The organism is Paenarthrobacter sp. 10L420, assembly GCF_056395385.1.
Genome location: NZ_JBFTJK010000010.1, coordinates 1 through 25,414 on the forward strand (window position 1 = coordinate 1; position 25,414 = coordinate 25,414).

The window sequence follows — 25,414 nt, forward strand, 5'->3', positions numbered from 1 at the left end:
CAGCCTGCCGCGACAGCGGGAGCGACTTTGCGGGTGGCCATCGCCAGCGGGAAGTTCCACGGGGTGATCAGCAGGCAGGGTCCGACGGGTTTGTGCTGGACCAGGATCTTGTTCTTGCCCTCGGGCGTGGTGAGGTAACGGCCGTAGTCACGGACCGTTTCTTCGGAGAACCAACGCAGGAACTCAGCACCATAGCTGACCTCGCCGCGTGCTTCGGGCAGGGGCTTGCCCATTTCCAGGGTCATCAGCAAAGCGAAGTCCTCAGCCCGTTCAGTCACCAAATCGAAGGCACGGCGCAGGATCTCGGCCCGGACCCGGGGCGCGGTCCGCGCCCAAGAGGCCTGGGCGGCGTCGGCCGCGTCCAACGCGGCCACAGCGTCGGCGCTGGTCGCCGAGGCGAGCGTGGCGAGCACCTCCCCAGTGGCGGGATCGTGCACATCGAACGTCCCGCCGTCGGACGCATCCCGCCACTGCCCACCGATCAACAAACCGGTAGGCACGGACGCGAGCAGCGTAGGTTCGCGTTCAGATGAAACGGCAGGGGAAAGCGCAGAAACTGTCATGAAGGGAAGTCCTTAAAAGTTGAGGGTTTGAGCGGCTCAAGTGAGCCGATGGCTGATGGGTGGTTAGTAGGCTTTGACTCTCTGCTCAACCACCAGATGGATGAGCGCAAACACGCGGTCCTCGTCTATGGCTTTCAGAGCAGCCTTGATGGCTGCAGGAATGTCAGCATCAAGTTCCACCTTGATCCCGAAGCCGCCGAAGGCCTGCGCCATGAGCGCGAATTCCGGGTTCTTCAACTGGGTCCCTGACACCCGCTCCGGGTAGTGACGTTCCTGGTGGGTGCGGATGGTGCCGTACTCCTGGTTGTCCATGACGATGACCAAGGGAGTGGCGCCGTATTGGGCGGCTGTCGCGAGTTCCTGGCCATTCATCAGGAATTCGCCGTCACCGGCAATGGTCACCACACGCCGGCCTGGGTATTCCAGGGATGCGGCGATGGCGGAGGGGACCGAGTAGCCCATGGAACCGTTCCGGGCACTGATCATCGAGGCATACCGCTGGGTGGGGAAGTAGCGATGGGCCCAGTTGGTGTGCTCCCCGGCACCGAGGGTCACCATGGCGTCAGCAGGTAGCGTGGGGACGAGGTTGGCCATCAGTGTATCCATCCGTGCGGGGCCAGCCGAGGGCGTCGCCGGGGGCAGGCTGGCGAAGGCTTCCTGCTCCCCGCGCATTTTCGACGTCCAGTTCACCCATTCATCCTTGACGGGAAGATCTATCTTTGCCAGGTCACGGATAAAGACGTCCGGTTTGGCCAGGATTTGGTAGGAGACCGGACCCGAGCGGCCACGGAGCGAGGGGTCGATGGTGACAAGGAAGTTCTTTTTTGCCCAGTCCTGGCGGCAGAGGAATCCGTTGGTAATAACATCCCCGGGAACCGTGCCCACAAAGATCAGCAGGTCGGTTTCTTCCAGCAGATCATAGGTGGGGCGGGGCCTGCCGTAGCCGATGGGGCCTACGTAGGACGCCGAATCGAAGGGGATGGTGCCTTCGGTGCGCCATTCAGCCGCAGCCGGGATGTGATGCTTTTCCAGCCAGCGCGTGAGCTGGTCGGCGCCTTCCTGGGTCCAGTCGTTCCCACCCGTCACAAACAGTGGCTTGCTGGATGCGGCCAGCGCATCGGCCAGCGCGGCCGCGTCCACGGTGGTCATTCCGCCGGTGGCGACTGGGATGGCTGGATGGAGTTCGGCGGGGATCTGCTGACGGATAACGTCTTCGGGAAGGCCGACGACGACAGGCCCAGGCCGTCCGCTCATCGCCGCGAACAAGGCTTCGGCAACGATTTCGGAAGCGCGTGCCGCGTGGTCCAAGACCATCACACGCTTCGCGCCCGTATCGAACCAGGCCTTAATATCGAATTCCTGGAAGGCCTCGCGATCCCTGTGGGCGAAGGGGATCAGCCCCACGAACAGAACCATGGGCGTTGAGTCCTGCCACGCTGTATGCAGTCCAACATGGGCATTGGCAGCGCCGGGTCCACGGGTAACCATTGCGATCCCGGGCAGCTGGTTCATCTTCCCATCAGCCTCGGCCATGTATGTGGCTCCACCCTCATGGCGGCAAACGATGGTTTCGATGGGGGAGCCGTGGAGCCCGTCAAGAACGTCAAGGAAGCTCTCGCCCGGCACCACATGCGCCCGCTTGATGCCATGGGCGGCCAGCGTATCAACGATGACATGGCCCGCGGACTTGAGGGATGGCTGCAGCACGGCCTCTTGCAATTCGTCGGGCTCGGCTGTTACTTGAGTCATGGATAGGACCTTTTCGATGGATGCCGCGTCATTGCGCAACAGGTTTAAGTCGATGGATGGACTACAGGAGAATGCTGAGCGGGTTCTCTATGCGCGCCTTGAATGCAGCCAGCAACTGGGCTGCCACCGCGCCGTCGATAACACGGTGGTCTGCGGAGAGGGTGCAGCTCATGACCGTGGCAACTGCCAACTGGCCGGAGCGCACCACGGCGCGCTGTTCCGCCGCACCGACGGCCAGGATCCCTGCCTGGGGCGGGTTCAGGATGGCCGAGAACTCACGTGTTCCATACATGCCCAGGTTCGTGAGGCTGAAGGACCCACCGTCGAGTTCTTGCTGCCGGATCCGGCCGGCGGCGGCACGTTCTTTGTAGTCACCCATCAGCCTGCCCACAGAGCTGAGGGAGAGGTTTTCCAGGCCGCGGACCACCGGTGTCAGCAGGCCATCCGTGGTCGCGATGGCCACAGAGACATCGACTGTGGAATAACGGCGGATGGCTTCACCTTGCCAGGAAGCATTTGCAGCGGGCACGTCCACGAGGGCGCCTCCCAGGGCTTTCAGCACGAGGTCGTTGACGGTCGTTTTCTGTCCCTGGGCGGGCATGTCCTGATTGATCTGTTTGCGTAAGGCCAGGAGCGCGTCCATTTCGACGTCAATGGAGACATAGAAATGGGGAACGCTGGTCTTGGACTCGGTCAGCCGCCTGGCAATGGCCTTGCGCATGCCGGAGAGTGGTACGTCCTGGAAGTTTTGCGCTCCCGTCTGCGATGAAGCCATCGGGGGAGCGGGAGCGGGTTCTTGCACCCTGGGGACGGGCTGTGGCCCCACTGCTTGATGCCTTCCGGCAGCTTCAACGTCGCCGCGCAGAATCCTGCCGTTGGGTCCGGAACCCTCCAATGCTGAGAGGTCTATCCCCATTTCTTTTGCGAGCTTTCGGGCCAGGGGTGACCCGAAGATGCGCGAGCCCGGTCCTTGATTCTTGCTGGACGCTTCAGGGCTGGAGTCCGGAGCCCCACGCCGCGGATCCCGGGTTGTTGGGGCTTCAGTGTCCTCCGGAACTAGATGCTCTGCAATGCTGTGCGAGGCGCCGCCAGCGGAGGCGATCTGCTTGTCGATGGACGCCTCATCTTCCCCGGCTTCCACGAGCACGGCAATGGGCTCACCGACACCTACGGAAGTTCCCGGCTGTATTAACAGCCTTCCTATGGTGCCCGGAAACTCAGCCTGTAGCTCAACAGTGGCCTTTTCAGTCTCAATTTCGGCGATGGGCTGTCCGGCGGCGATCGTGTCGCCTATTTTCACGAGCCAGTCCTGGAGGGCTGCTTCGGTGGCGTCTGCGACGACGGCCGGCATGGTGATGATGGTTGCCATGGTGAATATCCTTTGATGGGAGCCGGTTCAGGAACGGCCGAGGTTGCGGGCTATTTCGTCAAAGCCGGCAAGGACGTCGTCGATATCGGCATTGGCGGCAGCCTCAAGGACTTTCGATATGCTCGGCGCCGCTTCCCTGCCCGTAACTCTTTGAACGGGCTGGTCGAGGTAGTCGAAGAATCTGCGTTGGATCTCGTCGGACAGCCAGCCGCCATATGAGGTGCCCCGGGCGCCTTGCTCGACGATCAGGACGTTGTTGGTTTTCTGGATTGAGGCGCCGATCGTGTCCCAGTCCAGGGAGGCTCGGTCAAGCCACCGGAGATCAATGATTTCGGGATCGAGATCCATTCGCTGCCCGGCAGCCCGGAGGGAAACGTCCACCATGTTCAGGTAGCTCAGTACGGTGACGCCTTCGCCTGCGCGACGCACGGCAGCCTTGCCAACGGGCAACTGGTAGTCGAGATTTCCAGCGGGTATGTCTCCCTTGGTCCCGTAGAGGTCGACGTGCTCAAGCACAAGCACCGGGTCCTGGAGTTCCAGCGCAGTATTCATCAGGCCGATGTAGTCGTGCGGAGTTGACGGCGCTACGATTCGCCAGCCCGGGTTGTTGGCGAAGATACCTGCCGGGTCCATGGAATGCTGGGAGCCATAACCTGCTCCCATTGCAACCTTGGAGCGCAGAACCACGGGCATCGCGGACTGGCCGCCGAACATGTGCCGTGCCTTGCCGATCTGGTTAAAAATCTGGTCAGCGGCGACCCACAGGAAGTCCGAGTACATGAACTCAACAACTGGTTTGTAGCGCCCTGTCATGGACAGTCCGCCTGCCAGGCCTGCGAAGGCGTTCTCACTGATAGGCGTCCCAAGGACCCGGTCGGGATAGGCGTCCCTCAGCCCGCGGGTTGCCCCGTTGGTGCCGCCCTTGAGCCGGTGAACGTCCTCGCCCAGGACCAACACACCCGGATCAACGTCCATCCGGCGCCCCAGTACATCTGCAATTGCATCTACGAAGCGGCGCTCCTCGGTGCCGGTTTCGGTGCCTTCTCCGGAGGTTGATCCTGTCAGCGCAGGTTCGCTCCTGATGTCCGTGTCCACCCCTGTGGGATCGGGCCAAAGCGTCGGGCGGATGCGGCGGGCGCCTTTGGTGCTTTCCGGGTCCTTCTCCGTAATTCCGTCCACAATCCGGGTGATGTGCTCTGTGATGTGCGAGGTGAGATCGCTCAGTTGTTCATCGGTGAGGAGCCCGCGCCGGGTCATCTCGACGGCCAGCTTGGCCAGCGGGTCGCGATCGCGCCACTGCTTCTCCTCCTCTTTCGTCCGGTAGCCGAAGGCGCTACCGGGGAACGGGCCGTTCTGATGGAAATAGCGGTAGGTTTCCGCCTCGATGAGGGTTGCTCCCTTGCCCGCGCGCATGTGATCCACGGCTGCCTTCTGGGCAAGGTAGACGGCGAGGGGATCCATCCCGTCCACGCGCCAGGATCTGATTCCGAAGCCAGGGCCACGGGCCGCCAGCCGAGGTTCACCGGTCACGTCGGCAACATGGGTCGAAACGGCATACAGGTTGTTCTCGATGTAGAAGCACAGTGGCAGGCGCCAGGCAGCGGCAAGATTCAGCGTCTCCAATGTCGAGCCTATGTTTGAGGCGCCATCGCCGAAATAGGTCACCGTGACGCCCATGCCGCCAGCCGGCCCGCCGCCGTCGTGGACTTCTGCGTCATGGCGCTGTGCCCAGGCATTGCCTGCGGCAAGCGGCACTCCGCCACCCACAATGGCGTTCGTACCCAATGCTCCGGCCTCAAGCCACTGCAGGTGCATTGAGCCGCCCCGACCACCGCTGAAACCGGCTTTGAGACCCAAAATCTCGGACATCGTTCGTCGGATGAACTCCGTGACTTGGTCGTTCTTTATCCCGTCAATAATCGACATACCGTTCGGGGACAGGTAGGCGAGACCCTTTGCCAGGAATTGGTGATGGCCGCGGTGGGTGCCGTTGACGCCGTCGGCGCCCCTCAGCGCCAGAATGGATCCCACGGCGGCACCCTCCTGACCGATGCTGGAGTGGGCGGGGCCGTGTACGAGGCCCTCACCTGCCAGCTGCAGGACAATTTCCTCGAAAATTCGAATGGTGTGCATCTGCACCAGCATGGATTCGAGCAACTCCGGAGCTGCTGCATCCCAGTCTTTACGGGTTGTCCGCAGCTCTGTGCACTCTGTCGAGTAGGTCAAAGGCGTGGTGGTTGACATCTATGGCTCCCAGGTGGCGAACGTGAAATGGCTTTGAGGCGTTCGTACAACCATAGAGGGGCAAATGGATCCAATGCAATGCATACGACCGCGTTTTTCACGCCAAACATCATCGAATGGATCCATTGCCGCTGAGTCCGTATGCTGTAGCTATGGCCATCGAAGCTGTTCTGTTGAAGAAGTCGGGTGCTGCAAGTCAGCGCATCGCAAACGAATTGAGTCAGAGGATTCTCGACGGCGATCTCGCGCCTGGCACGAGGATCCGCCAGGAGCAGATTGCGGAAGAGTTTGGCGTGAGCAGGCTGCCGATTCGGGAAGCGTTGCGCATTCTTGAATCGCATGGTCTCGTCACGCTGGTCGCCTCCTCGGGTGCCTGGGTCAGCTCAATGAACCTCGCTGAGTGCCAGGAGACGTATCTGATTCGCGAACGGATTGAGCCGCTTGCGTTGGGGCAGGCCATTGACAGCGTCAGTGCCGAAACCATGGATCGGCTCAGCGAGCTGGCGGAGCAGATGGAAAATTGCACGGTGGTGGAGGACTTCGTTGAACTCGACCGGGAGTTCCACCTGTTGAGTTTTCAGGATGCGGGCATGCCAACCTTGTTGGAGATGGTCGAGAGACTCTGGAATACCACCCAGCATTATCGGCGCGCGTACGTACAGCTGATCGGTCCCGAGGGGCTCGGAGACACGAATTTGGAGCATCGGCTCCTCGTGGCAGCAATCCGCCGGCGTGACATCCGCTCTGCAGAGGAACTGCTGGCGATGCACGTCCGCAAAACCCGCATTGCGCTGCTTGATCACCCAGAGATATTTGATCGCTAGAGACATGCGGCTGGAGAAGTAGAACAGGATCCCGTGTTGATGCGGACCACGCTCAACGTCCATCCGGAGGCAACGCTGGTGGAAATACGCTTCTACCGCTGCTTCAATGGATCCAATTTTGAAGTCTTCAACTATTCCTCGCCGGATCAACGCTTGGACCAGCCCCGCAACAGCGACATCGGAGGTCATCACCTCGCCTTCTACGTAGAGGACCTCGATGTAGCTGTCGACTACCTCAAGGGTCACGGCATCCAGGTGCTTGGGGACCCGACCCTGAGCTCCGGCGCGAGCAAGGGGCAGCGTTGGGTTTACTTCCTGGCCCCGTGGGGGATGCAATTCGAGCTCGTGTCCTTTCCGCAGGGAAAAGCCTACGAGTCGCAAACCCCGCTGCGGCTTTGGATGCCTTGACCAGGGTTGCCCTGCGGTCGAGACTGCTCCAAGACAAAAACTGAAGTATCGCAATACGAGAGCTTGATACTTAGCGCGAAAGTTTTCCTTGACGCCGCATGTTGGGCCGAAGTAGCGTCGGCATACCGACCTGATCGATGAAGAGAATCTTCAGGCCGGACCCACTTGCAACCCGGCTACGCTTTTGCGCCGGCGAAAACACCCAGGAGAACTTATGCGGACGACGAAGTCCCAGGCCCTGCTGACAAATCAATCGATCGGGGAGAAGGACGCATCTATCGTCCTACCCGCAGAAACCAGAAAGTTCGGACCAGAAGAGAAGAAGCTGTTGCGCCGTACTGTCGCCGGTAGCGTCGTTGGCAACATCATCGAGCAATATGATTTCGTCCTGTACGGATCGGTGGCCGCGCTGGTCTTCGGAAAACTGTTCTTCCCGAGCTTCGACCCGACTGCAGCACTACTTGCATCGTTTACCACCTACGCCGTCGGTTTCATTGCCCGGCCTCTTGGCAGTTTGGTAGCGGGACATGTTGGCGACCTGCATGGCAGGAAACGGGTCTTGGTGGCCATGCTGCTTATCGCAGGCCTTTCAACCACTGCTATCGGGCTACTTCCGACCTACGCCGCAATCGGCTTTTGGGCGTCCATGTTCCTCGTGATGCTGCGATTCGTGCAGGGCTTCTCCTTCGGAGGCGAGTATGGGGGTGCCATTCTGATGGTGAGTGAGACCGCGCCGCCGGAAAGGCGCGGTTTTTATACAGGGTTAATTCCGGCATCCTCCGCGATCGGCGGACTGCTGTCCACCGGCGTGCTCTTCGCTTTGAGTTTCATGCCAGCTGAGACCTTCGAAGCGTGGGGATGGCGGGTCCCGTTCCTGCTGTCGATCATCCTCGTGGTGACGGGCCTGATTATTCGGCTGCGCCTGAAAGAGACCCCGGTGTTCAAAGCCGCAGAGGCTCAAGGTAAGACCACCCGCAAACCCATCCTGGAAGTCATGAGGTCCAACCCCAAGGAGCTTCTCCTCGCAGCTGGGATCAGTTTTGGATTCGGCACGCTCGCATACATCCTCGTGACCTGGTTGCTCAGCTATATCACCATCGGCCTCAAGCTTGACGCGGGGGTAAGCCTTATCGCTCTGACCATCGCTTTCGTCTTCTACGGCCTTAGCGACTGGGTCAGCTCAGCAATCTCCGACAAGGTGGGTCGTCGACCCGTCATACTCGCAGGGGGAATTGCCTTCGCTCTCTGGGCATTTCCTATGTTTGCCCTGGTTGACACCAAGAACCCTGTATTGATCACGGTGGCAATGACTGGTGGCACTGTCTTGGCCGGTATGATCTACGGCCCGCTGGCCTCGTTGATCAGTGAGCTCTTCGCTACCAAATTCAGGTACAGCGGTGCTTCGATGGGTTACCAATTCGGACAGACCCTGGGCGGCGGGTTCTCGCCACTGATCGCAACGGCCCTGTACGCAGCAACGCTGGCTTCCTGGTCCGTCGCGCTCTATCTGGTGGTGGCCGGGGTCATCACAGCAGTGTGTGTGTTCTTCCTGACGGAAACCAAGGGCCGAGACCTCACACACTGACCGTCAGCCAACTGTCGCCGACTCTGCCCACCCGGACGCTGCCGCGGACAGGGCAGAGCTCGGACCAGAAGTTGGTTGGCGCATATTCGGGGGTTGTTGACGCGGACGGCTATGGCTTGGCCATGGGCCGGGCACTAGCCTTAAACAAGAACGGATCTGTGCGAAAAATTATCGCACTGCCATTAGTTCGCAGAATTCTTCCGTGCGAGCCGCACACGGAGATAAAGGAAATGAGTTTTCATGACGACAGAGAGTTCTGAGGGCGTCGGGTTTCGGTCGCGGCGAGGACCTATCCTCATCGCCTTGATGCTCGCAACGGGTCTGGTGGCGATTGATTCGACGATTGTTGCGACGGCGGTTCCTTCAATTGTGGGTGACGTCGGCGGCTTCACGTCTTTTCCTTGGCTCTTTTCCGCTTACCTGTTGGCGCAGGCTATCTCGGTGCCGGTCTACGCGAAGCTCTCAGACATGGTTGGGCGTAAACCGATTATCCTTTGCGGTATCGGACTCTTCCTGCTCGGATCGATCCTCTGCGGAGTAGCCTGGAGCATGCCCGCCCTCATAGCATTCCGGGTTCTTCAGGGTCTGGGCGCCGGAGCAGTCCTGCCGATGGCCATGACCATCGTGGGTGATATCTACACTGTGGCCGAACGGTCTAAAGTGCAGGGCTACCTTGCCAGTGTTTGGGCCCTTTCCTCGGTTGTTGGCCCAACCTCCGGAGGCGTGTTCGCCTCGCTGGGCATCTGGCGTGGGATCTTCTTCGTGAACATTCCACTTTGCCTCTTGGCGGGTTGGATGCTGATTCGCTTGTTCCACGAGAATATTGAGCGGGCCAAGCACCGTGTGGACTTCCTGGGGGCGGGCCTGCTGTCACTTTCCCTGAGCCTGCTCATTCTTGGGGCACTCGGCGGTGGCCAGTCATGGGCCTGGAACTCTCCCATAAGTATCGCGATATTTGCTGCCGGCTCTGTCCTGTTCGCTGCGTTTGTGCTTGCCGAAAGGAGGGCAACGGAGCCGATACTGCCTGCGTGGGTAGTGTCCCGTCGGCTGCTGGCGACGACGGCGATGACCTCTTTTGGCATCGGTGCGGTCATGTTCGGCCTCACCTCCTACGTTCCCACGTACCTTCAAGGAGCCACCTCGACCTCCCCAATCATCGCGGGGCTCGCTTTGGCTGCCCTGACCATCGGTTGGCCAATCAGTGCATCCCAAGCGGGCCGTTTCTATCTCCGCATCGGGTTCCGGAAGACCGCCCTGATTGGTGTCACGATCACGGTCTTGAGTACAGCTGTTCTTGCTCTCACTGCGCCTGCGCCCAACATTTTTGTGGTGGCTGCGGGCTGCTTCGTCGTCGGGCTTGGCCTGGGGCTGGTGGCGACCCCGAGCCTCATTGCCGCCCAAACCAGTGTCGAATGGAATGAGCGAGGCGTAGTTACGGGTACCAATCTTTTTGCACGTTCGATCGGCAGCTCTGTCGGCGTCGCCGTTTTCGGGGCTGTCGCGAACGCGATATACGCCCGCGTTCCCGGCGGAGATTCTGATCCCCATACAATCGTGACGGCATCTACCGCTGTATTCATCGCCGTGCTGGTCAGCGCCATACTCACTGTGGTCGCCGTTATCGCCATGCCCTCGGTCAAGGGCGAAAGCAACACACTCGAGGCATCGGCCGAGGCCAGGGCGGCCTCTTCATCTGGTTAGGAACGAGTCGCTGTATAGGCCCGAATCAAATTCTTGCGCTGAGCGCCCGGCCCCCTCGTCGAGGGGGTCTTTGCTTTTAACGTGTGCTCCTGATCGTGGGAACCCCAGCGGCAAGGAACGTGCAGGCCGTCCAGGCACTCGACAAATATTATGATTCGATCTACGATACGAACGTACCAAAAAACGTACTCAACAGATCAAGGGTGATCACATTGGACGTAGACCTCTTCACCGATATCAGCGGCCCCTATGTGGACGAAAGTGCGTGTGCTGCCTGGCTTCTCTGCGACCGCCATGATCCGGAGTCAACGGCCTACACGGTAGTCGAAGACAACGGAGCGGCAAAAGCGGTCACTTACGGCGAACTCCACAACGAATCGATCAGGCTTGCCAACGGCTTTCGCGACCTCGGAGTGCAGCCTGGCACCCGCGTCGCCACTCTTCTCCACAAGGGCCCCGAACTCGTGACCACAATGCTTGCGGTATGGCGACTGGGCGCGGTGTACGTACCGTTGTTTACCGCCTTTGCAGGCAAAGCCGTCGAATTTCGGATCCATACGGCACAGGTAGGCCTGGTTATTACGGACACAGCCCAACGCGGGAAGCTTCCGGACCTCACGGGGAGCCCCATCAAGGTCGTCGTTGTCGATGGAGCCAGCGAGCCCGAAGATGTTGACTACCAAACGTTGCTGGCTACCGCTTCCTCCAATGACTTGGAGACTTTTGTTCAGGGTCCCGACGGCCCGCTCGTCCACATGTTCACATCCGGCACAACGGGTTCCCCCAAAGGTGTCATTCACCCGCTGCGACAGGCGGCAGGATGGCACAGCTACCTTAAATACGGGCTCGGAGTCGCCAGCGACGACGTGTATTGGTGCGCAGCGGACCCTGGATGGGCCTACGGCCTATATGCCGGAATCGTTGCCCCGCTCGCGAATGGGACGGGGGCGATCCTGCAGGCCGGAGCCTTTGAGCCCACTGCTGCATGGAAAATCATCGAGAACCTGGGAGTCACAAACCTGACGGCGGCCCCCACCGTATACCGGGCGCTAGGCACTCATTTCCCGGTCCTCCCATCGCGCACCCGTCTGAAGCGCCTGTCAAGTGCGGGTGAACCGCTCACGCCGGAGGTCAACGTATGGGCAGGGGAACAGTTGGGCCTGGAGGTCCACGACCACTTCGGCCAGACAGAAGTTGGTATGGTCTTCGGCAACGTCCACCACCCCGCGATCGCCCGCAAGGTTGTCCCGGGATCCATGGGCTACCCGCTTCCCGGATGGGCGGCGACGGTGCTTGGTGAAGACGAAGCCATGGAACTCGCGCCGGGCGTGATGGGCCGGGTGGCAATCGATGTCGCGAAGAGTCCAGCGATGACATTCCGAAGCTACCAGGACCCCTCGCAGACAGCATCGCGATTCACCCGCGATGGGCGCTTCTATCTCTTGGGCGACCTCGGCCATCGGGACGCTGATGGAGCATTCCATTTCGCATCCCGCGATGACGACGTCATCATCATGGCCGGCTATCGGATCGGCCCGTTTGAGATCGAATCGATGCTCAGCGAACACCCGGCCGTCGCCGAAAGCGCTGCGATCGCCGCTCCCGACGCGGATAGGGGAGAAGTGCTGGAAGCCTACGTCGTACTCAGTGATGGGTGGGAGCCGTCTGACGCCCTTCGGCAGGATCTTCAAGGATTTGTGAAAAACCATTATGCCGCTCATGCATACCCCCGATCCATCCACTTCATCCAAGAGCTTCCGAAGACACCCAGCGGCAAAATCCAACGCTATGTCTTGAGGCAGCAGCGACGTTCCGAGGTGGAGAAGGCAGGGCAGCTGTGACGTCCCAGCATCTCCAAGTCGAACAACGGGGAGCGGTCCGGTGGCTCTTCCTGAACCGCCCAGCCCAGCGCAACGCTCTCAATGGCGCCTTAGCGAACGCCTTGGCCGCTCAAGTCGACGATATCGCCCATGATCCAGGGACGGCCGTCGTCGTGCTGGCCGGGAAAGGCAAAAGTTTCAGTGCTGGCGGGGATTTCCGGCATTTCCTTGCACTTGAGGACGAAAGCGAAGCCGGCGTGGTGGAATTCCTCAAACGACTTTCGAACGTCGTCACGACTATAGAGCGAAGCCCCAAGCCCTGGGTTGCAGCTCTCCACGGACACGCAATCGCCGGCGGTCTTGAACTCGCTTTAGCCTGCGACGTCGTCATTGCTGCTGAAGGAACACTGGTCGGCGACGGACACCTGAACAATAAGCTGACGCCCGGGGCAGGGTCCAGCGTTCGTCTGGAGCGCGCTGTTGGAAAGAGCCCGGCACGGTGGATGCACCTCAGCGGTCAGCCCATGACAGCGGAAGCATTGCGACCAACTGGCTGGCTGCATGACGTGGTGCCATATCAGCAGTTGCACCTGAGGGCCGCCGAGGTCGCTGCCCAGCTCGCCGCCAGGGACTCGCCGGCGCAGCAGAATCTCAAAAACCTGCTTGCGTCGATTGTCGAACTCGACGATTCAGACGCCCTTGATCTGGAACTCGCAGCATTCCAGGCCAATTGGCGTGACAACAATGTTCCAGATGCGCTCCGCCAGTTCCTGGCAGCACGCAGGCTCAACCAAAAGTAGGAGACACACGCCTTGAAAACCCACAAGACCCCGGTGACCGGCCGATATATAGGCAGGACCGTGGCGATAACAGGGGCTGCCCAAGGCCTGGGATTGGCTATGGCCAGCCGCTTTGCAGCGGAGGGTGCTTCCTTGGCGCTGGCCGACGTCAACGACGTATTGCTCAGCGAGGCCATGAACCAGATCCAGGTCCACGGCGACGCCACCGTCAGCCAGAATGTGGTTGACGTGACGGACTCGTCCACGGTGAATGGATGGATCTCGGAAGTGGAACAAACCCTGGGAGCAGTCGATGTGCTGGTGAACAACGCTGGGATCATCCGGGACAATCGCATCGAGAAAATCAGCGACGCGGACTGGGACGACGTGCTGGACGTCAGTCTGAAAGGTGCTTTTTACTGCTCCCGTGCCGTATTCCCGGGGATGCGGAAACGCCGCTATGGCCGAATCATCTCGTTTTCGTCGATGTCCTGGAGAGGTAACTTCGGACAGTCCAACTATGTAGCGGCCAAAGCTGGCGTGGTGGGGCTGACGAGAACGCTTGCCTTGGAAGGGGCACGTGACGGTATAACTGCCAACGCCATCGCTCCCGGGCTCATTGAGACGCCCATGCTTGCATCAATGAACGATGCAGCACGGAACCTCCTCATCAATAAGGTCCCGATGATGCACACGGGTGACCCCTCGGACATCGCGGAAGCAGCAGCCTTTCTGGGCTCCGAGGGAGCGGCATTCATCACAGGTGTGGTTCTCGATGTTGACGGAGGCATCTCGATCGGGTCCTCCATACGCTGAACAGACCCCGATGCGGGGAAGGTGCTCGCCCACCTTCCCCGCATAATTACTGGGGCTTAGCCGTCAATCCGTGGATGACGAGCTCGCCGATTTCCGTGAACGCCTCACCTGCAGTCAGTCCCGTCGCCTCCAGGAGCTCGCCGGACTGCACACCGTCAATCAGCAAAGAAATGGCTTGACCAGCCAGGGCTGCATCTGCGGCCCGGAACGCTCCCGAGGCCACACCATCTTCGATCATGCCTTGAACTTTTCGGGCAGCGGCACGGGAATTCAACCGATAGATCGCCGCGGTTGGCTCGTAAGTAATCATGTCGAGGTAGAAGGCGCGCGAATTACGACTCATGGCGGAGCCGACACCCGCAAGATAGCGAATTATCCGGTCTGCGGGATCCTCGACAGCGGTAATTCCAGCCTCTATGGCTTTGGTAGACCGTTCAAAAAAGTGCCTTGTAACCTTTTGGATGATCTGCTCGCGGCTGCTGGCCACTGAGTAGAGCGTAGTTTTGGAGCATCGAAGCCGGCTGCAGAGCTCCTCGATCGTCAAACCGCTGAATCCCTCAGCCAAAAAGAGAGCCTCAAGCTCCACCAGTAATTCCTGGCTCCTGGACCCGTCGTCGGTCTTCCGGGATCGACGGGCGCGGCCCATTGCCGACGTGGCACCTTGAGGCATCATGTGACGAGCCCTCCTTGTCTGAACTTGGGAGTACGAACGTATCATGTCCCGTACACCTCAGTTCTTCCTTGGCGCCTCGGCTTGCCGCCGTGCCCTCCCAAACTGTCCACCGGCCGTCGTCGAACGTTAAATGTTCGACGACGGCCGGGGCTCGGGCGGTTCCTAGCGGTTGATGACGGGCAAGACGAGTCGGCTGGGATGTTCGGATCCGTGCATGATCCGGTTGGTCGCTACGACCGCCTGATCCACAGACTCCTGGGCGATAAAGCCTCCGGTGTTCGTATTCCGGTCGTAGCGGGGGAAGTTGCTGCTGGAAATATCGAGTCGGATGCGGTGACCGGGCAGGAAGACGTTGGAGGTCACCGCCATCGGTACGGTCACCTCGTAAACCTCACCGGGGGTCAGGGGCGCGGGGTTCGACAGGTCGTTCCGGTAGCGCAGACGCAGGATGCCGTCGCAGAGGTTGATTGCGCGTCCGTCGGGGAAGACGTCAACGAGTTTGGCGGTGATATCCGTGTCCACGGCGCTTGAAGAGACGAACACCTTGAGCTCCACGTGGCCGGTCACTTCAATGGGCTCCTCGAGGACGGGTCCGGTGTAGCAAAGGACGTCGGATCGGCCATCCACAACCTTCTGGTCAACTGGTCCTACCAATCCCGGCACACTCGGAAGAAGGGCGCCACCGGCGGTGGGCAGTGGATCCCGTGGATCGTACTGGAATTCGTCGTGGCCCGCCATCGAGGATGCCGCGGACTTGAGGGTGCCATCGCCGTGGCGGGTGTTGGCCGACCCGCCGCTATGCAGGTGGTAATCCGTGTAGGACGTGTCGGGGAGCGGCCAATCCTGCTCATCACGCCATTGATCAATGCCCATGACGAAGATCCGCACCCTGGGGGCGGCGGATTCGGGTGTCAAGCCGCGAAGTACCTGGTCGAAGAAGGCGATATGCGACTCTGTGGCATCGCCAGCGCCAAGGATCCCGAAGTACCGATCGGCAAACTGCCCCGTGAAGCTTGCGTGTTCCCACGGCCCGATAATCAGGCGGGAGTCCTCACGTGCCGTCTCCGACGCGCCCTGGGTGCGGACACGGACGAAGTCGGAGACCGTTCCGTTGATCTTGAGGTCGTACCAGCCGCCGGTGGCCAATATTGGGACGGTCGTCGAACTGACCAGGGGGGACCAGTCCTGGGCGGCCCAGTAGCCGTCGAAGTCGGGATGGGCCAGCCAATCGTCGAACCACCGCCCCTTCCCAATCACGGGCAAATCTGCAACCGGAGTGTCATCGTTGAGTGACAGCGGGTTCAGGAGTGAGCCGCCGAGCCGCATCAACGCGCTCGGGTCAGTCGTCTTGCCGCTTGCGAGGTCCCGTTGTTCTTCGCCGGCATACATCATGGCGTTCCACAGGGTGTCAAGGCTCAAAGACAGGGCACCACCCTTGGAGTACCAGAGTTCTGAGTACCAGTCCGTGGCTGCGGTCGTTGGGGCGATGGCTTTCAAACCGGGCGTTTCCTTGATGGCAAGGGCCCACTGGGTCATACCCATGTACGAGCCCCCGTACATGCCGACCGCGCCGTCGGACCAGCCTTGCCTGATGATCCACGCCACCGTGTCCTGACCATCAGCGATCTCGTTGATCTTGGGCTCGAACACTCCCTCGGAACCGTACGTGCCGCGCACGTCCTGAAAGACGACCGCGTAGCCAGCGTTCACTAGTGCAATCAGGCCGGGGTGCGGCGATCCCTGACCGCCGTACATATATGGCATTCGCTTGTTGTACGGTGTCCGCACGAGCAGCGTCGGCGCCGTTCCCTCGAGCGGGCGCCAGATGTCGGCAACCAGAGTCACTCCGTCCCGCAATGCCATCGTGACGTTAGGTTCATAAATGTGCTTCATGAGTCTCTCCTTTGAGAACTCGAACGATCAGCGCTGGCGTAAGCCTTAGCTGTGTCCGCTTGGTCAGCGTTAATGTGTAGCAGTGTGCCTTGGGTGAGGCATGGCGTCAGCGGCTGAAGCAGGGGGAGATCAATGCCGACGCGGGTACGATATTTGATACGAATTACCCTTAAAACGTATCACAAAGCATGAGGAGTGCAAGGGGCGATTTGGCTGGGGCGCAGGCAGTTTGCTTACCGCTGTTACACTGAATGATGAAACCATCAATCAGTCAGGCGGCTCCCATCATGGGGCGAGAGGCAAGCATGGATGAACTTTCAGATTTCCGGGCGCCTCTGTATGAGGTGAAGGCCAACCTCTTCAAAGGCTTGGCGCATCCAGTCAGGATCAGGGTCTTGGAGTTGCTGAGCGCAGCTCCGGAGGTATCGGTGACCGACATGCTGGCCGAGACTGGTCTGGAAGCATCCCACCTGTCCCAACACCTGTCCGTGCTGCGCCGCTACCACCTTGTCACCGCTGAACGCCGGGCGTTGCAAATGTTCTATTCCCTGGCCTACCCGCAGGTCGCAGAACTGTTGGCGGTGGCCCGGCAACTGCTACATGACATGCTGAACAACACCCGCGAGCAGCTTGAACATTCGACGGCGACCCTTTCTGCGTCAGCCCCTTCCGGCGCCCCGCGATGACCGCCCTTCGCGCGGCCCGGGCGCTGCTGCCGTCCTGGCGGGACTATGCGGAACTTCCCCGGTCGTGGAAGGGGGATCTCGTTGCCGGGCTTACCGTTGGAATCGTTGCGCTGCCATTGGCTCTGGCTTTTGGAGTCAGCTCCGGGGCCGGAGCGGCCAGTGGACTGATTACCGCGGTGATCGCCGGAATTGTTGCGGCTGTTTTTGGTGGGTCCAATATTCAGGTATCCGGGCCGACCGGCGCCATGGTGGTTGTCCTGGGCCCGGTTATCGCAGCTCACGGCATCGGCGCGTTGGCGGCGGTGTCGGTCCTTGCCGGGGCCATCGTCATCGTCGCTGGTGTCCTTAAACTCGGCCGCGTGGTGACCTTGCTGCCCTGGCCGGTGATCGAAGGATTCACACTGGGCATCGCGCTGATCATCTTCCTCCAGCAGGTGCCCGCTGCGTTCGGAGTGCACGCCGGGTCAAGCAGCAACGCGGCCGTCTCGGCTGTCCAGGGACTGGCGACGACGTCGCTGGCCGCTGTCTGGGCTCCCGTGGTCCTGGTGGTACTCGTCGCCGTGATCATGGTCGCAGCACCCCGGATCCATCCGCAAATTCCCGGTTCCCTCCTCGCCATCATCGTGGCCAGCGTCGCTGCCCAGGTTCTGGACCTTCCGGTGGCGAGGATCGGCGCACTTCCTGGCGCGCTGCCGTCCCCAGTCGCCCCCGCCCTTGACTGGGGCACTGTGGCAGCGCTGGCAGCCCCGGCCGCAACGATCGCAGCGCTGGCTGCGATCGAGTCACTGCTTTCTGCACGGGTCGCCGCCTCGATCTCTGACACCGGTCCCTATGATGCGGACCGCGAACTCCTGGGCCAAGGCCTGGCCTCTATCTGCTCCGGGTTTTTCGGCGGTATGCCTGCCACCGGTGCCATCGCCCGCACAGCAGTGAACATCCGCTCTGGCGGCCGGACCAGACTGTCCGCCGTCATCCACGCCGTAGTCCTGCTGGCCGTTGTCTACCTTGCTACGGGTCCAGTCTCGCGGATTCCGCTCGCTGCTTTGGCCGGTGTCCTGATGATCACCGCCACCCGCATGGTTTCCGTGGCCACCCTGCGCAGTGTGATCGGGTCCACGCGGGCAGACGCTGTCGTTTTCTTTGTCACTGCCGTGATCACCGTGTCCTTTGACCTGATTCAGGCCGTGGCCATCGGCATCGCCGTCGCGTCCTTCTTTGCCCTGCGCACGATGGTCAAGTCCAGCGGCGTGCACCGTGAGGAAATTCCCGGTCCTGTCCAAGACGGGGATGAACACATTGCCGTGTTTCGACTGGATGGGGCGTTGTTCTTCGGCGCCGCCGAGCGTGTTCTGGAACGCGTCAGTGCTATCCGCAACGTTGACGCAGTCATTATCCGCATGTCCCAACTCCAAGTCCTGGATGCTACTGGGGCGAGGGTCATCACCGACATCGTCAATGCACTGGAACGGCGCGGAATCACAGTGTTGATCAAGGGAATCCAGGCCCGGCACCTTGCCTTGGTCACGCGGGTGGGAGTGCTGGAATCCCTACGCCACCACAAACACCTGTTCGAGGACCTGGCCCCGGCCGTCGAGCACGCGCGGAGTCATGTCGCCCGGGCGATGGCCGCCCGCGCCGCGGAGCAAGCCGGCGCACCTCCAGGACGACGGTCCGATCAATGATCATGAACCCCTTCGCCGGCCTGAGAAGGCCTGTCCACTGAGGATCTATTCGAATGAGGCACGTCGGGCATCATTTGTTTTGGTTTGCCACACGTCGGGTGGGTTGACCTTGAACCGCCGGCCTGTCAGGGCGCGGGGTACCAGTCGGATGTAGTTATCCTTGGGGCCAGGTTGCCATGGTTCAAGTCCCAGCGCATCGACCTTCGCTGTCTCGTCGGGATCTGTCATGAGAATTGTTTCACCGCGGGCGACGACACTCCAGGCTTCCGTTGTCGCGGCGTCGTACCCATCGATTTCCAAAACCCCGGGCCTGGACGCCATTGCTCCCCACAGTTTCCGTCCGGGGCTGCTGCGGAAAACGATGTGACGGTCAAAGAGAACGTAATTGACCGGGAAGATTTCGGGGTGGTCATCCACCACCAGGCCAAGGCGGCCTATTGTCGCCGCAGCCAGCAAATTCCAGCACTCGTTAAAGGACAGCGACGAGTCATGACCTTCAGAGGTTCCGTCGTCCAGCGTTGGGGAATCATTCATCTCAGACGTCACATCTTCCTTTGGTTGGTTCCGGAGCTGTCGCTTCCAACAATGCCTTGTGGGCCGGTGCTGTTCAATGGCCAGGTTCCGGCCGTTTACCAATCCCGGAGCGGTCCGGAAATTTCGGCGCCATGGGCAGGCGGAAAATCGACCGTTCGGGGACCATAGAGCGCCTCGTCCAGTGCTGTGATCTGGGCCTGGACGAACGCCCTGGAGATGTCGGTTTTCGGTTCCATGGAGTCGAAGTTGTGGTAGCCGCCTGGCACCACGCGAAGGGTGCATTCGACGCCGGCCTGCTGCAGTCGCCGGGCGTAGGTGACGTCCTCGTCGTAGAAGAGGTCGTTGGTGCCGACGCCGATCCATGCGGGCGGTAGACCGGAGAGATCGTTGTAGCGGGCCGGCGCGGCCAGCGGAGACACGTCGCCGTTCGCGGTTGCTTGGCCGAGATAGGCGTGCCAGCCGAATCGGTTGCTACCCGGGCTCCAGATGCGAAGGTGCTTCGCGTCGATGTCTGTGCGGGAGATGGTCCGGTCGTCAAGCATTGGGTACGACAGCAGTTGCAGGACCGGACGAATTTCGCCGCGTTCCTGTGCCAGTAGTGCCAGCGCGGCGGCCAGACCGCCGCCGGCGCTCTGGCCGCCGACGGCGATGCGTCCGGCGTCGATGTCAGGCTGGCGGGCGAGCCATTGCAGTGCGGCGTAGCAGTCTTCCAGGGGAGTCGGGAACGGGTGTTCGGGTGCGAGCCGGTACTCCACGGAGACGACGACGATGTTCAGTTGATCTGCGACCCGGCGGCAAAAGCGGCTGTCCTGGGCCGCGTCGCCGAGCACCATTCCTCCGCCGTGAATCCACAGCAACGCCGGAGTCCCGGGGCGGGCGGAAGCTGGCCGGAAGACGTGTACCGACACGTCCTCGTTTACGGAAATGACTTGCGCGTCCGTCCGCCGAGTGCTTCCGGTGAGCTTGGTGAGGACACGGAGCGTGGGAAGCGTTCGAGGGGTGATGATGGTGCGGGGGAGGAACCTCGCGGCCCGGAGTTCCGGGTTGAAGGGTTGCTTAGTCATGGTGTTCCTGTCTGATGGAGGCGGAGGTCACCGGGCGTACCTGGGGCTTGTCGCCGAAATGTGGTCATTGTCCAGGCTCGGCCACCAGGGCCAAGGCATTACGGACGCCCTGCTCGAGGAGGTCATCGGAGAGCTGCCGGTCGGTCAGGGCGCGGGAGAGTTGCAGTGTCCCCGCCATCAAACCGAGCAAGCTGAGCGCCTTCACACGGGCCGAGAGCGGATCCTCGGGTGCCATGCGGGCGGCGAGGCCGTCGATGACTATCAGCACGCCGTCGGTGTAAGCCTGCCGTATTGCCTCGCCGCAGCGCCCGATCTCATCGAGCAGCGCTGCGTTGGGGCAACCGTCGCCGCGGCTGTCCCGGTGTTGGGCCGACAGGTACCAGCGAACGATCTGCTCCAGGCCTGCCCTGCCAGGCTCGGCCAGCGCGACGATGTTGGCATGCAATGTGCGAAGTTCGTCGCCTATGGCGATGGCGACGAGACTGTCCTTGGACGCGAAGTGCGCGTAGAAAGCGCCGTTGGTCAGGCCAGCGTCCTTCATGAGCGTCGCGACTCCGGAACCGTCGATGCCGTCGCTCTTGAACCGTCGACCGGCGGTGGCAATGATCCGCTGCCTTGTCTCCTGCTTGTGTTCCTTCGAGTACTTCACCATGGGTTACTCCATCAATTTCGGGGACATCAAAGATCTCGTGCCGGGTTCGGATACGGGAAAGGCGCGCGTCAGCTCGGCATCCGGTTGTATTTGCGGATGACGCGGTCGAAGCTGCGGGCAGGGGCGACCCGATGTACCGCGTTGATCGTCCGGGCGGTCGTGCCGGCGGTGCGCCGGAGTTTGGGGTTCCGATCGGTGGCCGCTGCGACGATCACCCTGGCGACGACGGCAGGGTCGTCGCCGTTGCTGAGGTTCTTCTCTATCAGCTCGTCATAGTTGCGCCGTCCCGCCGCATAAAGCGGCAAGGGGGTATCGGCCAGCACGCTGTGGCCCGCGAACGGTGTGTTGATCGGGCCTGGCTGAACGAGCAGGACCCGGATCCCGTAGTCGCGGACCTCGTGGTCCAGCGATTGGGAGTACCCTTCCACCGCGTGCTTGGTCGAGACGTAGAGGGCCATGAACGGGCTGGGGACGAATCCGCTCAAGGAGGAGATGTTGATAATGCGTCCACGGCCTTGGTCGCGCATGTGCGGAAGGACCGCCTTTGCCATCCGCATGACGCCGTAGACGTTGATGTCGAAGATGTCCTGCGTCTGGCTGATCGAGAACTCCTCGGCTGCGCCGGTTGAGCCGACACCGGCGTTGTTGACCAGGACGTCGATGCGTCCGAAACGCTCGATCACCTGCTGGACCGCTGAGGCGACCGAGTCGTCGCTGGTTACGTCTAGATCCAGGTAGGCCACGCCTGGAGGCGGAGTGAGCCGCGAGGAGTCACGCGCGGTTCCGATCACCTGGAAACCTGCGGCGGCCAGCGCGATCGCTGTTGCTTTGCCGATGCCTGAGGAGGCGCCTGTTACGAGCGCGACCTGCTGAGCCTGTGTCATCGAATTCTCCTAAAGTTTTAGATTACGTTCGTACTATCATATGGGCACGCCACTTCTAGGTCAAGGGTTTTGGGGAGTAAAACATTATGGTTATACGGTAAAAAGCAACGAGTCCCGAGAGGCCTAGCGGCCTTCACCTGAGATTGCGGCCACCTCGACATTGACCCTGGCGTCGCGGAACAGTTGCAGCTGCGCCGGGTCCGCGCCGTCGTCGGTAACGAGGGTCCAGGGGAGTGGGAGCTTCGCCCATGCGTGGAACGGGCGTAGGCCCAGTTTGGATGAGTCCGCCAGCACGTACACACTGTTACCGCGTCGTGCCATGAGTTCCTTCAGCCGGGTCTGGGCGTGGTCGGCCTCGCAGATGCCATCTTCGGCGGTGACAGCGTCGGCTCCGAGGAACACGCGGTCGAAGCTCATGCGTTCCAAGGCCGCTTCGGCCAGCGGACCTACAAAGCTTTGGCTCACGCTACGCAGCCGGCCACCAAGGCAGTCCACCTCGATGCCCTCCGAGTCAGCCAACTCCTGCATGGTGTTGATGCCTGGCGTCGTCACGGATAGTTTGTCGAACCCGCGCAGTTCGTGTGCCAACGCACCGGCGGTGGAGCCGGCATCGAGCAGTATGTTCTCGCCTGGCCGGATGAGCGACGCCGCAAACCGGGCGATTGCGTGCTTTTGCTCAAATGCTTCCCCGGTGCGCTGGCGCAGCGACGCCTCAGGGTGCGCGCCCAATGCCATGGCGCCGCCGTAGGTGCGGGCCAGCCTGCCCTGTCCGTTCAGGAGGGCAAGGTCGCGGCGGATGGTAGACGCTGTCACCTCGAACCGGGCGGACAGTTCCTCCACAGACGCCAAACCTGTTGTCACGGCGAGATGGTAAATCTCCTCGCGCCGCGCATTTGCGCTCAGCATCGCCGGTTTCCCTCCTGTTGCAGTGGTACCCATGCTAGTTCCGCTGAGTGGCAACTCCCGGCAACCCCACGATGTGCAGCTACACGGCCACGCTGGGTCGGGTAGCCATCTCCGCTGCTTGGTGTAGCGCCTCCACCATGGAACGGGAATCGGCGATTGCCTTGCCTGCTATGTCGAACGCGGTGCCGTGGTCCACGGACGTACGGATCACCGGCAGGCCTACCGTGATATTGACGCCGGCTTCGATACCCAGGACCTTGACAGGGCCGTGCCCCTGGTCGTGGTACATCGCCACCACGAGGTCGTAGTCACCCCGGCCGGCCAGAAAGAACAGCGTGTCCGCGGGCAATGGGCCCACGACATTGATGCCGTCGGCCTTCGCGGCCTTGACTCCGGGTTCTATCTTCTCCGCTTCCTCGCCCTGGCCGAACAGGCCGTTCTCACCGGCGTGCGGGTTGATGGCGCAGACTCCGATTTTCGGGTTGGGGATGCCCGCCCGGACCAGTGCCTCGTGTCCCCGGCGGATGGTGCGCTCCACCAGGTCCGGGTTGATCTTGCGGATCGCATCCACCAGTCCGATGTGGGTGGTCACATGGATGACGCGGATCTTGGGGGTGGAGAGCATCATGGATACTTCCTCCGTGCCGGTCAGCTGTGCCAGCAACTCGGTGTGTCCGGGGAAAATGTGCCCGGCGGAGTGCAGGGCCTCCTTGTTCAGCGGCGCGGTGCAGATGGCTTGTACTTTCCCGGACATGGCCAGCTCGCTGGCAACGCGAATGTACTCATAGGCGGCGTGTCCGGCCGCAGGCGAGAGCTGACCCCATGGCAGGTCTTCCGGCAGCAGAGCCATATCGATCACATTTACGCGGCCGGGCGTGAAAACGGCGTCTTCCACATTCTCGATGCTGTGAATGTCCGCTTCGATGCCCAGGATGTCTGCGGCCTGCCGCAGCCGCAGGGCATCGCCGATGACCACGGGTCGGCATTCGGCGTTGCTCTGGGGATCCAGCACAGCGGCGACTACAACCTCCGGCCCCACGCCGGCGCCATCGCCCATAGTGACAGCCACATAAGGGAGGGCGTTCTGCTCGTTGTTGCTCGTTGCGGTGGTTGTCATGTCTGCTCCAGATCTTTTGGAAGTCTTGCTTGGAAGGTTGTTGGCAGGTGCGCGCGTGGACTCATCGCGGCGCTCCCGGATTTCGTCATAAAGCTGCAGAAGTGCCAGTTCGTCGCCGAAGCTGCCGGGCTTGGTTCCCACCAGCGTCCCGTCGTCGGCGCGGCTCACCACCGCCCCGTGCTGCACGGCAGCGAACGGCACAAGCGTTCGGAGGCCGACGGCGTCAAGAACTTCGCGGGCTGTCTCACCGCCGGTGAGAATCAGGTCAGCGCCAGTGCCCTGTGCTGCCTCGGCTGCGAAAGCGGACAGCGCCTTGACGATCCGCACCGCCTGCGATGGTTCCACTTTTGCCTCGGTCAGCATGATGACCACGCTGTTGCCCGCGTGTAGTAGTTGCCGAACCTGGGCCAGTTGGGAGGCATGGGCGTCAGCGACGTCGACGTGCTGTGGCTCCAGTGGAACTGCCAAAAAGCCGTGGGCCTGAAGCTGCGCAAGTTGCGCCTGTGCTTTTTCGGAAGCCGAGCCGACGACGGCGAGCACCGGTTTCGCCTCCCGCTGCAGCTCAGGCGCGACTGGTTTTGCATACGCGCGAGGAGAAATCCTGTCGTGCGCGTTTCGCGCAGTTTTTGCAGCAAGTCGCTGTGCAAGAACTCCAGCGGTTCCGCCACTCCCCACGAGCGCCACCCGGCGACCGTCTTCGGTGAAGCCCATCTCCAGCAGTGCGTCGACAACGTACTCGAGATCCTGAACAGTCTCTCCATCAACCACCACTTGGCCGGGGGATGAGGCTTCGAGCAGGTGTGCCAACCTTTCCCGAAGAAGGCCGGACCGCGCCGCGGCGAGGTTCAGGGTGTGAACAGAGCCCGGATCCGCAGGGTTCAGGAGGGTTGGAATGTCATTGGGCGGTACAGACGGTTCCGCATGCCAGAGGCCCGCCCGAGCCAAGGGAATCCCCTGGACAAGCGGGATTCCGTCCATAACCGAGCGCTGCAGCTGAGGCAGGGCGCCGACAACAACGGTGTGATAGCCCAGTTCAGTGAGTGCAGCGATCTCGGCGCGCACGTTCCCGCGCCAGAGGGAATCGATCTTCTTAAAGGCGATCCGCGTGTCCGCTGCTGCGAAGGCGTCTTTGACAAGGGCTGCGGCGGAGTGCTCAGGAAGTCCACGGGAATGGGTGTCAATGACCAGGACGTCTGGGGTCAGGACATCGATGACGTTCCCCGGTAGGGAGGCGTCGCCGTCTTGCAGGCCAAGGCGGATCTGCGTAGAGAAGCCCTGGTTCGCAAAGCAGAAGCCGACCTCGGCCGCTCCGGAGAAATCGTCGGCCTGCACAAATACGGAAGGCACGTTGCTCCTTTCCACGTCGTAGTCGCTGACCCGCCGGATACGGGATGCACTCATCATGACACAGATTGCGCGAATCGCGCTAGATGGGTTGCGCAATGTACGCACCCATGGCAGAGTG

21 protein-coding genes are annotated in these 25,414 nt (G+C 61.4%); 9 read left to right on the plus strand and 12 right to left on the minus strand.

Annotated features, from left to right (window positions below):
- The 4 genes from AC1DD5_RS15220 to AC1DD5_RS15235 form a co-directional block, all read right to left on the minus strand.
- On the minus strand, nt 1-563 hold a 563-nt coding region (locus AC1DD5_RS15220; RefSeq protein WP_477521999.1), incomplete at its 3' end, for an aldehyde dehydrogenase family protein.
- A gap of 63 nt (nt 564-626) precedes the next feature.
- Nucleotides 627-2,312: a thiamine pyrophosphate-dependent enzyme gene (locus AC1DD5_RS15225; protein WP_477522000.1), complete on the minus strand. Its 1,686-nt coding sequence runs from the start codon at nt 2,310-2,312 to the stop codon at nt 627-629.
- A 61-nt stretch (nt 2,313-2,373) separates the two neighbouring features.
- The gene (locus AC1DD5_RS15230) at nt 2,374-3,681 is read right to left on the minus strand and encodes a 2-oxo acid dehydrogenase subunit E2 (RefSeq protein WP_477522001.1); all 1,308 of its coding nucleotides are present in this window, start codon (nt 3,679-3,681) and stop codon (nt 2,374-2,376) included.
- A 27-nt stretch (nt 3,682-3,708) separates the two neighbouring features.
- Entirely contained in the window at nt 3,709-5,925 is a 2,217-nt protein-coding gene (locus AC1DD5_RS15235; protein ID WP_477522002.1) for an alpha-ketoacid dehydrogenase subunit alpha/beta, read from the minus strand.
- Nucleotides 5,926-6,077: 152 nt separating this feature from the next.
- Between AC1DD5_RS15235 and AC1DD5_RS15240 the strand changes: the two genes are divergently transcribed.
- The 7 genes from AC1DD5_RS15240 to AC1DD5_RS15270 all read left to right on the plus strand — a co-directional run bounded on the left by AC1DD5_RS15240 (nt 6,078) and on the right by AC1DD5_RS15270 (nt 13,858).
- Nucleotides 6,078-6,749, plus strand: a complete 672-nt coding sequence (locus tag AC1DD5_RS15240) for a GntR family transcriptional regulator (protein WP_431115068.1) — start codon at nt 6,078-6,080, stop codon at nt 6,747-6,749.
- A gap of 39 nt (nt 6,750-6,788) precedes the next feature.
- The gene (locus tag AC1DD5_RS15245) at nt 6,789-7,157 is read left to right on the plus strand and encodes a VOC family protein (RefSeq protein ID WP_477522003.1); all 369 of its coding nucleotides are present in this window, start codon (nt 6,789-6,791) and stop codon (nt 7,155-7,157) included.
- Between the two features lie 214 nt (nt 7,158-7,371).
- Nucleotides 7,372-8,742 carry an MFS transporter gene (locus tag AC1DD5_RS15250; RefSeq protein ID WP_477522004.1) on the plus strand — a complete coding sequence of 457 codons (1,371 nt, stop codon included), beginning with the start codon at nt 7,372-7,374 and terminating at the stop codon, nt 8,740-8,742.
- 240 nt (nt 8,743-8,982) lie between these two features.
- Entirely contained in the window at nt 8,983-10,443 is a 1,461-nt protein-coding gene (locus AC1DD5_RS15255) for an MFS transporter (protein ID WP_477522005.1), read from the plus strand.
- A 203-nt stretch (nt 10,444-10,646) separates the two neighbouring features.
- A complete protein-coding gene (locus AC1DD5_RS15260) occupies nt 10,647-12,284 on the plus strand; it encodes an AMP-binding protein (protein WP_477522006.1) in 1,638 nt (545 codons plus the stop codon).
- Nucleotides 12,281-13,063 carry an enoyl-CoA hydratase/isomerase family protein gene (locus AC1DD5_RS15265; RefSeq protein ID WP_477522007.1) on the plus strand — a complete coding sequence of 261 codons (783 nt, stop codon included), beginning with the start codon at nt 12,281-12,283 and terminating at the stop codon, nt 13,061-13,063. Before AC1DD5_RS15260 ends, AC1DD5_RS15265 begins: the two co-directional genes overlap by 4 nt.
- Nucleotides 13,064-13,075: 12 nt before the next feature.
- Nucleotides 13,076-13,858 (plus strand): SDR family oxidoreductase, encoded by a 783-nt coding sequence (locus AC1DD5_RS15270; protein ID WP_477522008.1) that lies wholly within the window; start codon nt 13,076-13,078, stop codon nt 13,856-13,858.
- Between the two features lie 46 nt (nt 13,859-13,904).
- Here AC1DD5_RS15270 and AC1DD5_RS15275 read toward each other — a convergent pair whose 3' ends face one another.
- Together AC1DD5_RS15275 and AC1DD5_RS15280 are read right to left on the minus strand one after the other, a co-directional pair.
- A complete protein-coding gene (locus AC1DD5_RS15275; protein ID WP_477522009.1) occupies nt 13,905-14,531 on the minus strand; it encodes a TetR/AcrR family transcriptional regulator in 627 nt (208 codons plus the stop codon).
- Between the two features lie 162 nt (nt 14,532-14,693).
- Nucleotides 14,694-16,424, minus strand: a complete 1,731-nt coding sequence (locus AC1DD5_RS15280; protein WP_477522010.1) for a CocE/NonD family hydrolase — start codon at nt 16,422-16,424, stop codon at nt 14,694-14,696.
- A gap of 305 nt (nt 16,425-16,729) precedes the next feature.
- On the opposite strand from AC1DD5_RS15280, the gene AC1DD5_RS15285 reads away from it, so the two are divergent.
- Together AC1DD5_RS15285 and AC1DD5_RS15290 are read left to right on the plus strand one after the other, a co-directional pair.
- Nucleotides 16,730-17,110, plus strand: a complete 381-nt coding sequence (locus tag AC1DD5_RS15285) for an ArsR/SmtB family transcription factor (RefSeq protein ID WP_477522011.1) — start codon at nt 16,730-16,732, stop codon at nt 17,108-17,110.
- On the plus strand, nt 17,107-18,792 hold the full coding sequence (locus tag AC1DD5_RS15290) for a SulP family inorganic anion transporter (RefSeq protein ID WP_477522012.1): 1,686 nt from the start codon (nt 17,107-17,109) through the stop codon (nt 18,790-18,792). The genes AC1DD5_RS15285 and AC1DD5_RS15290 overlap by 4 nt, the downstream gene beginning before the upstream one ends.
- Before the next feature lie 45 nt (nt 18,793-18,837).
- Here the strand turns inward: AC1DD5_RS15290 and AC1DD5_RS15295 are convergent, their stop codons facing one another.
- The 6 genes from AC1DD5_RS15295 to pdxA all read right to left on the minus strand — a co-directional run bounded on the left by AC1DD5_RS15295 (nt 18,838) and on the right by pdxA (nt 25,296).
- Entirely contained in the window at nt 18,838-19,326 is a 489-nt protein-coding gene (locus AC1DD5_RS15295; RefSeq protein WP_442006459.1) for a pyridoxamine 5'-phosphate oxidase family protein, read from the minus strand.
- Nucleotides 19,327-19,421: 95 nt separating this feature from the next.
- Nucleotides 19,422-20,390 (minus strand): alpha/beta hydrolase, encoded by a 969-nt coding sequence (locus AC1DD5_RS15300; protein ID WP_477522013.1) that lies wholly within the window; start codon nt 20,388-20,390, stop codon nt 19,422-19,424.
- A 64-nt stretch (nt 20,391-20,454) separates the two neighbouring features.
- Complete coding sequence (locus tag AC1DD5_RS15305; RefSeq protein WP_477522014.1) at nt 20,455-21,042, minus strand: TetR/AcrR family transcriptional regulator; 588 nt, start codon at nt 21,040-21,042, stop codon at nt 20,455-20,457.
- Nucleotides 21,043-21,110: 68 nt separating this feature from the next.
- The gene (locus AC1DD5_RS15310; protein ID WP_477522015.1) at nt 21,111-21,926 is read right to left on the minus strand and encodes an oxidoreductase; all 816 of its coding nucleotides are present in this window, start codon (nt 21,924-21,926) and stop codon (nt 21,111-21,113) included.
- Nucleotides 21,927-22,049: 123 nt separating this feature from the next.
- Nucleotides 22,050-22,832 carry a DeoR/GlpR family DNA-binding transcription regulator gene (locus AC1DD5_RS15315; protein WP_477522101.1) on the minus strand — a complete coding sequence of 261 codons (783 nt, stop codon included), beginning with the start codon at nt 22,830-22,832 and terminating at the stop codon, nt 22,050-22,052.
- Nucleotides 22,833-22,911: 79 nt separating this feature from the next.
- A complete protein-coding gene (pdxA, locus tag AC1DD5_RS15320; RefSeq protein ID WP_477522016.1) occupies nt 22,912-25,296 on the minus strand; it encodes a 4-hydroxythreonine-4-phosphate dehydrogenase PdxA in 2,385 nt (794 codons plus the stop codon).
- Nucleotides 25,297-25,414: the final 118 nt, after the last annotated feature.

Bases quoted from the DNA above. Each gene is read 5' to 3' on its own strand.
- AC1DD5_RS15225 (WP_477522000.1), bottom strand. From the start codon at position 2,312: ATGACTCAAGTAACAGCCGAGCCCGACGAATTGCAAGAGGCCGTGCTG.
- AC1DD5_RS15230 (WP_477522001.1), bottom strand. From the start codon at position 3,681: ATGGCAACCATCATCACCATGCCGGCCGTCGTCGCAGACGCCACCGAA.
- AC1DD5_RS15235 (WP_477522002.1), bottom strand. From the start codon at position 5,925: ATGTCAACCACCACGCCTTTGACCTACTCGACAGAGTGCACAGAGCTG.
- AC1DD5_RS15240 (WP_431115068.1), top strand. From the start codon at position 6,078: ATGGCCATCGAAGCTGTTCTGTTGAAGAAGTCGGGTGCTGCAAGTCAG.
- AC1DD5_RS15245 (WP_477522003.1), top strand. From the start codon at position 6,789: ATGCGGACCACGCTCAACGTCCATCCGGAGGCAACGCTGGTGGAAATA.
- AC1DD5_RS15250 (WP_477522004.1), top strand. From the start codon at position 7,372: ATGCGGACGACGAAGTCCCAGGCCCTGCTGACAAATCAATCGATCGGG.
- AC1DD5_RS15255 (WP_477522005.1), top strand. From the start codon at position 8,983: ATGACGACAGAGAGTTCTGAGGGCGTCGGGTTTCGGTCGCGGCGAGGA.
- AC1DD5_RS15275 (WP_477522009.1), bottom strand. From the start codon at position 14,531: ATGATGCCTCAAGGTGCCACGTCGGCAATGGGCCGCGCCCGTCGATCC.
- AC1DD5_RS15280 (WP_477522010.1), bottom strand. From the start codon at position 16,424: ATGAAGCACATTTATGAACCTAACGTCACGATGGCATTGCGGGACGGA.
- AC1DD5_RS15285 (WP_477522011.1), top strand. From the start codon at position 16,730: ATGGATGAACTTTCAGATTTCCGGGCGCCTCTGTATGAGGTGAAGGCC.
- AC1DD5_RS15290 (WP_477522012.1), top strand. From the start codon at position 17,107: ATGACCGCCCTTCGCGCGGCCCGGGCGCTGCTGCCGTCCTGGCGGGAC.
- AC1DD5_RS15295 (WP_442006459.1), bottom strand. From the start codon at position 19,326: ATGAATGATTCCCCAACGCTGGACGACGGAACCTCTGAAGGTCATGAC.
- AC1DD5_RS15300 (WP_477522013.1), bottom strand. From the start codon at position 20,390: ATGACTAAGCAACCCTTCAACCCGGAACTCCGGGCCGCGAGGTTCCTC.
- AC1DD5_RS15305 (WP_477522014.1), bottom strand. From the start codon at position 21,042: ATGGTGAAGTACTCGAAGGAACACAAGCAGGAGACAAGGCAGCGGATC.
- AC1DD5_RS15310 (WP_477522015.1), bottom strand. From the start codon at position 21,926: ATGACACAGGCTCAGCAGGTCGCGCTCGTAACAGGCGCCTCCTCAGGC.
- AC1DD5_RS15315 (WP_477522101.1), bottom strand. From the start codon at position 22,832: ATGCTGAGCGCAAATGCGCGGCGCGAGGAGATTTACCATCTCGCCGTG.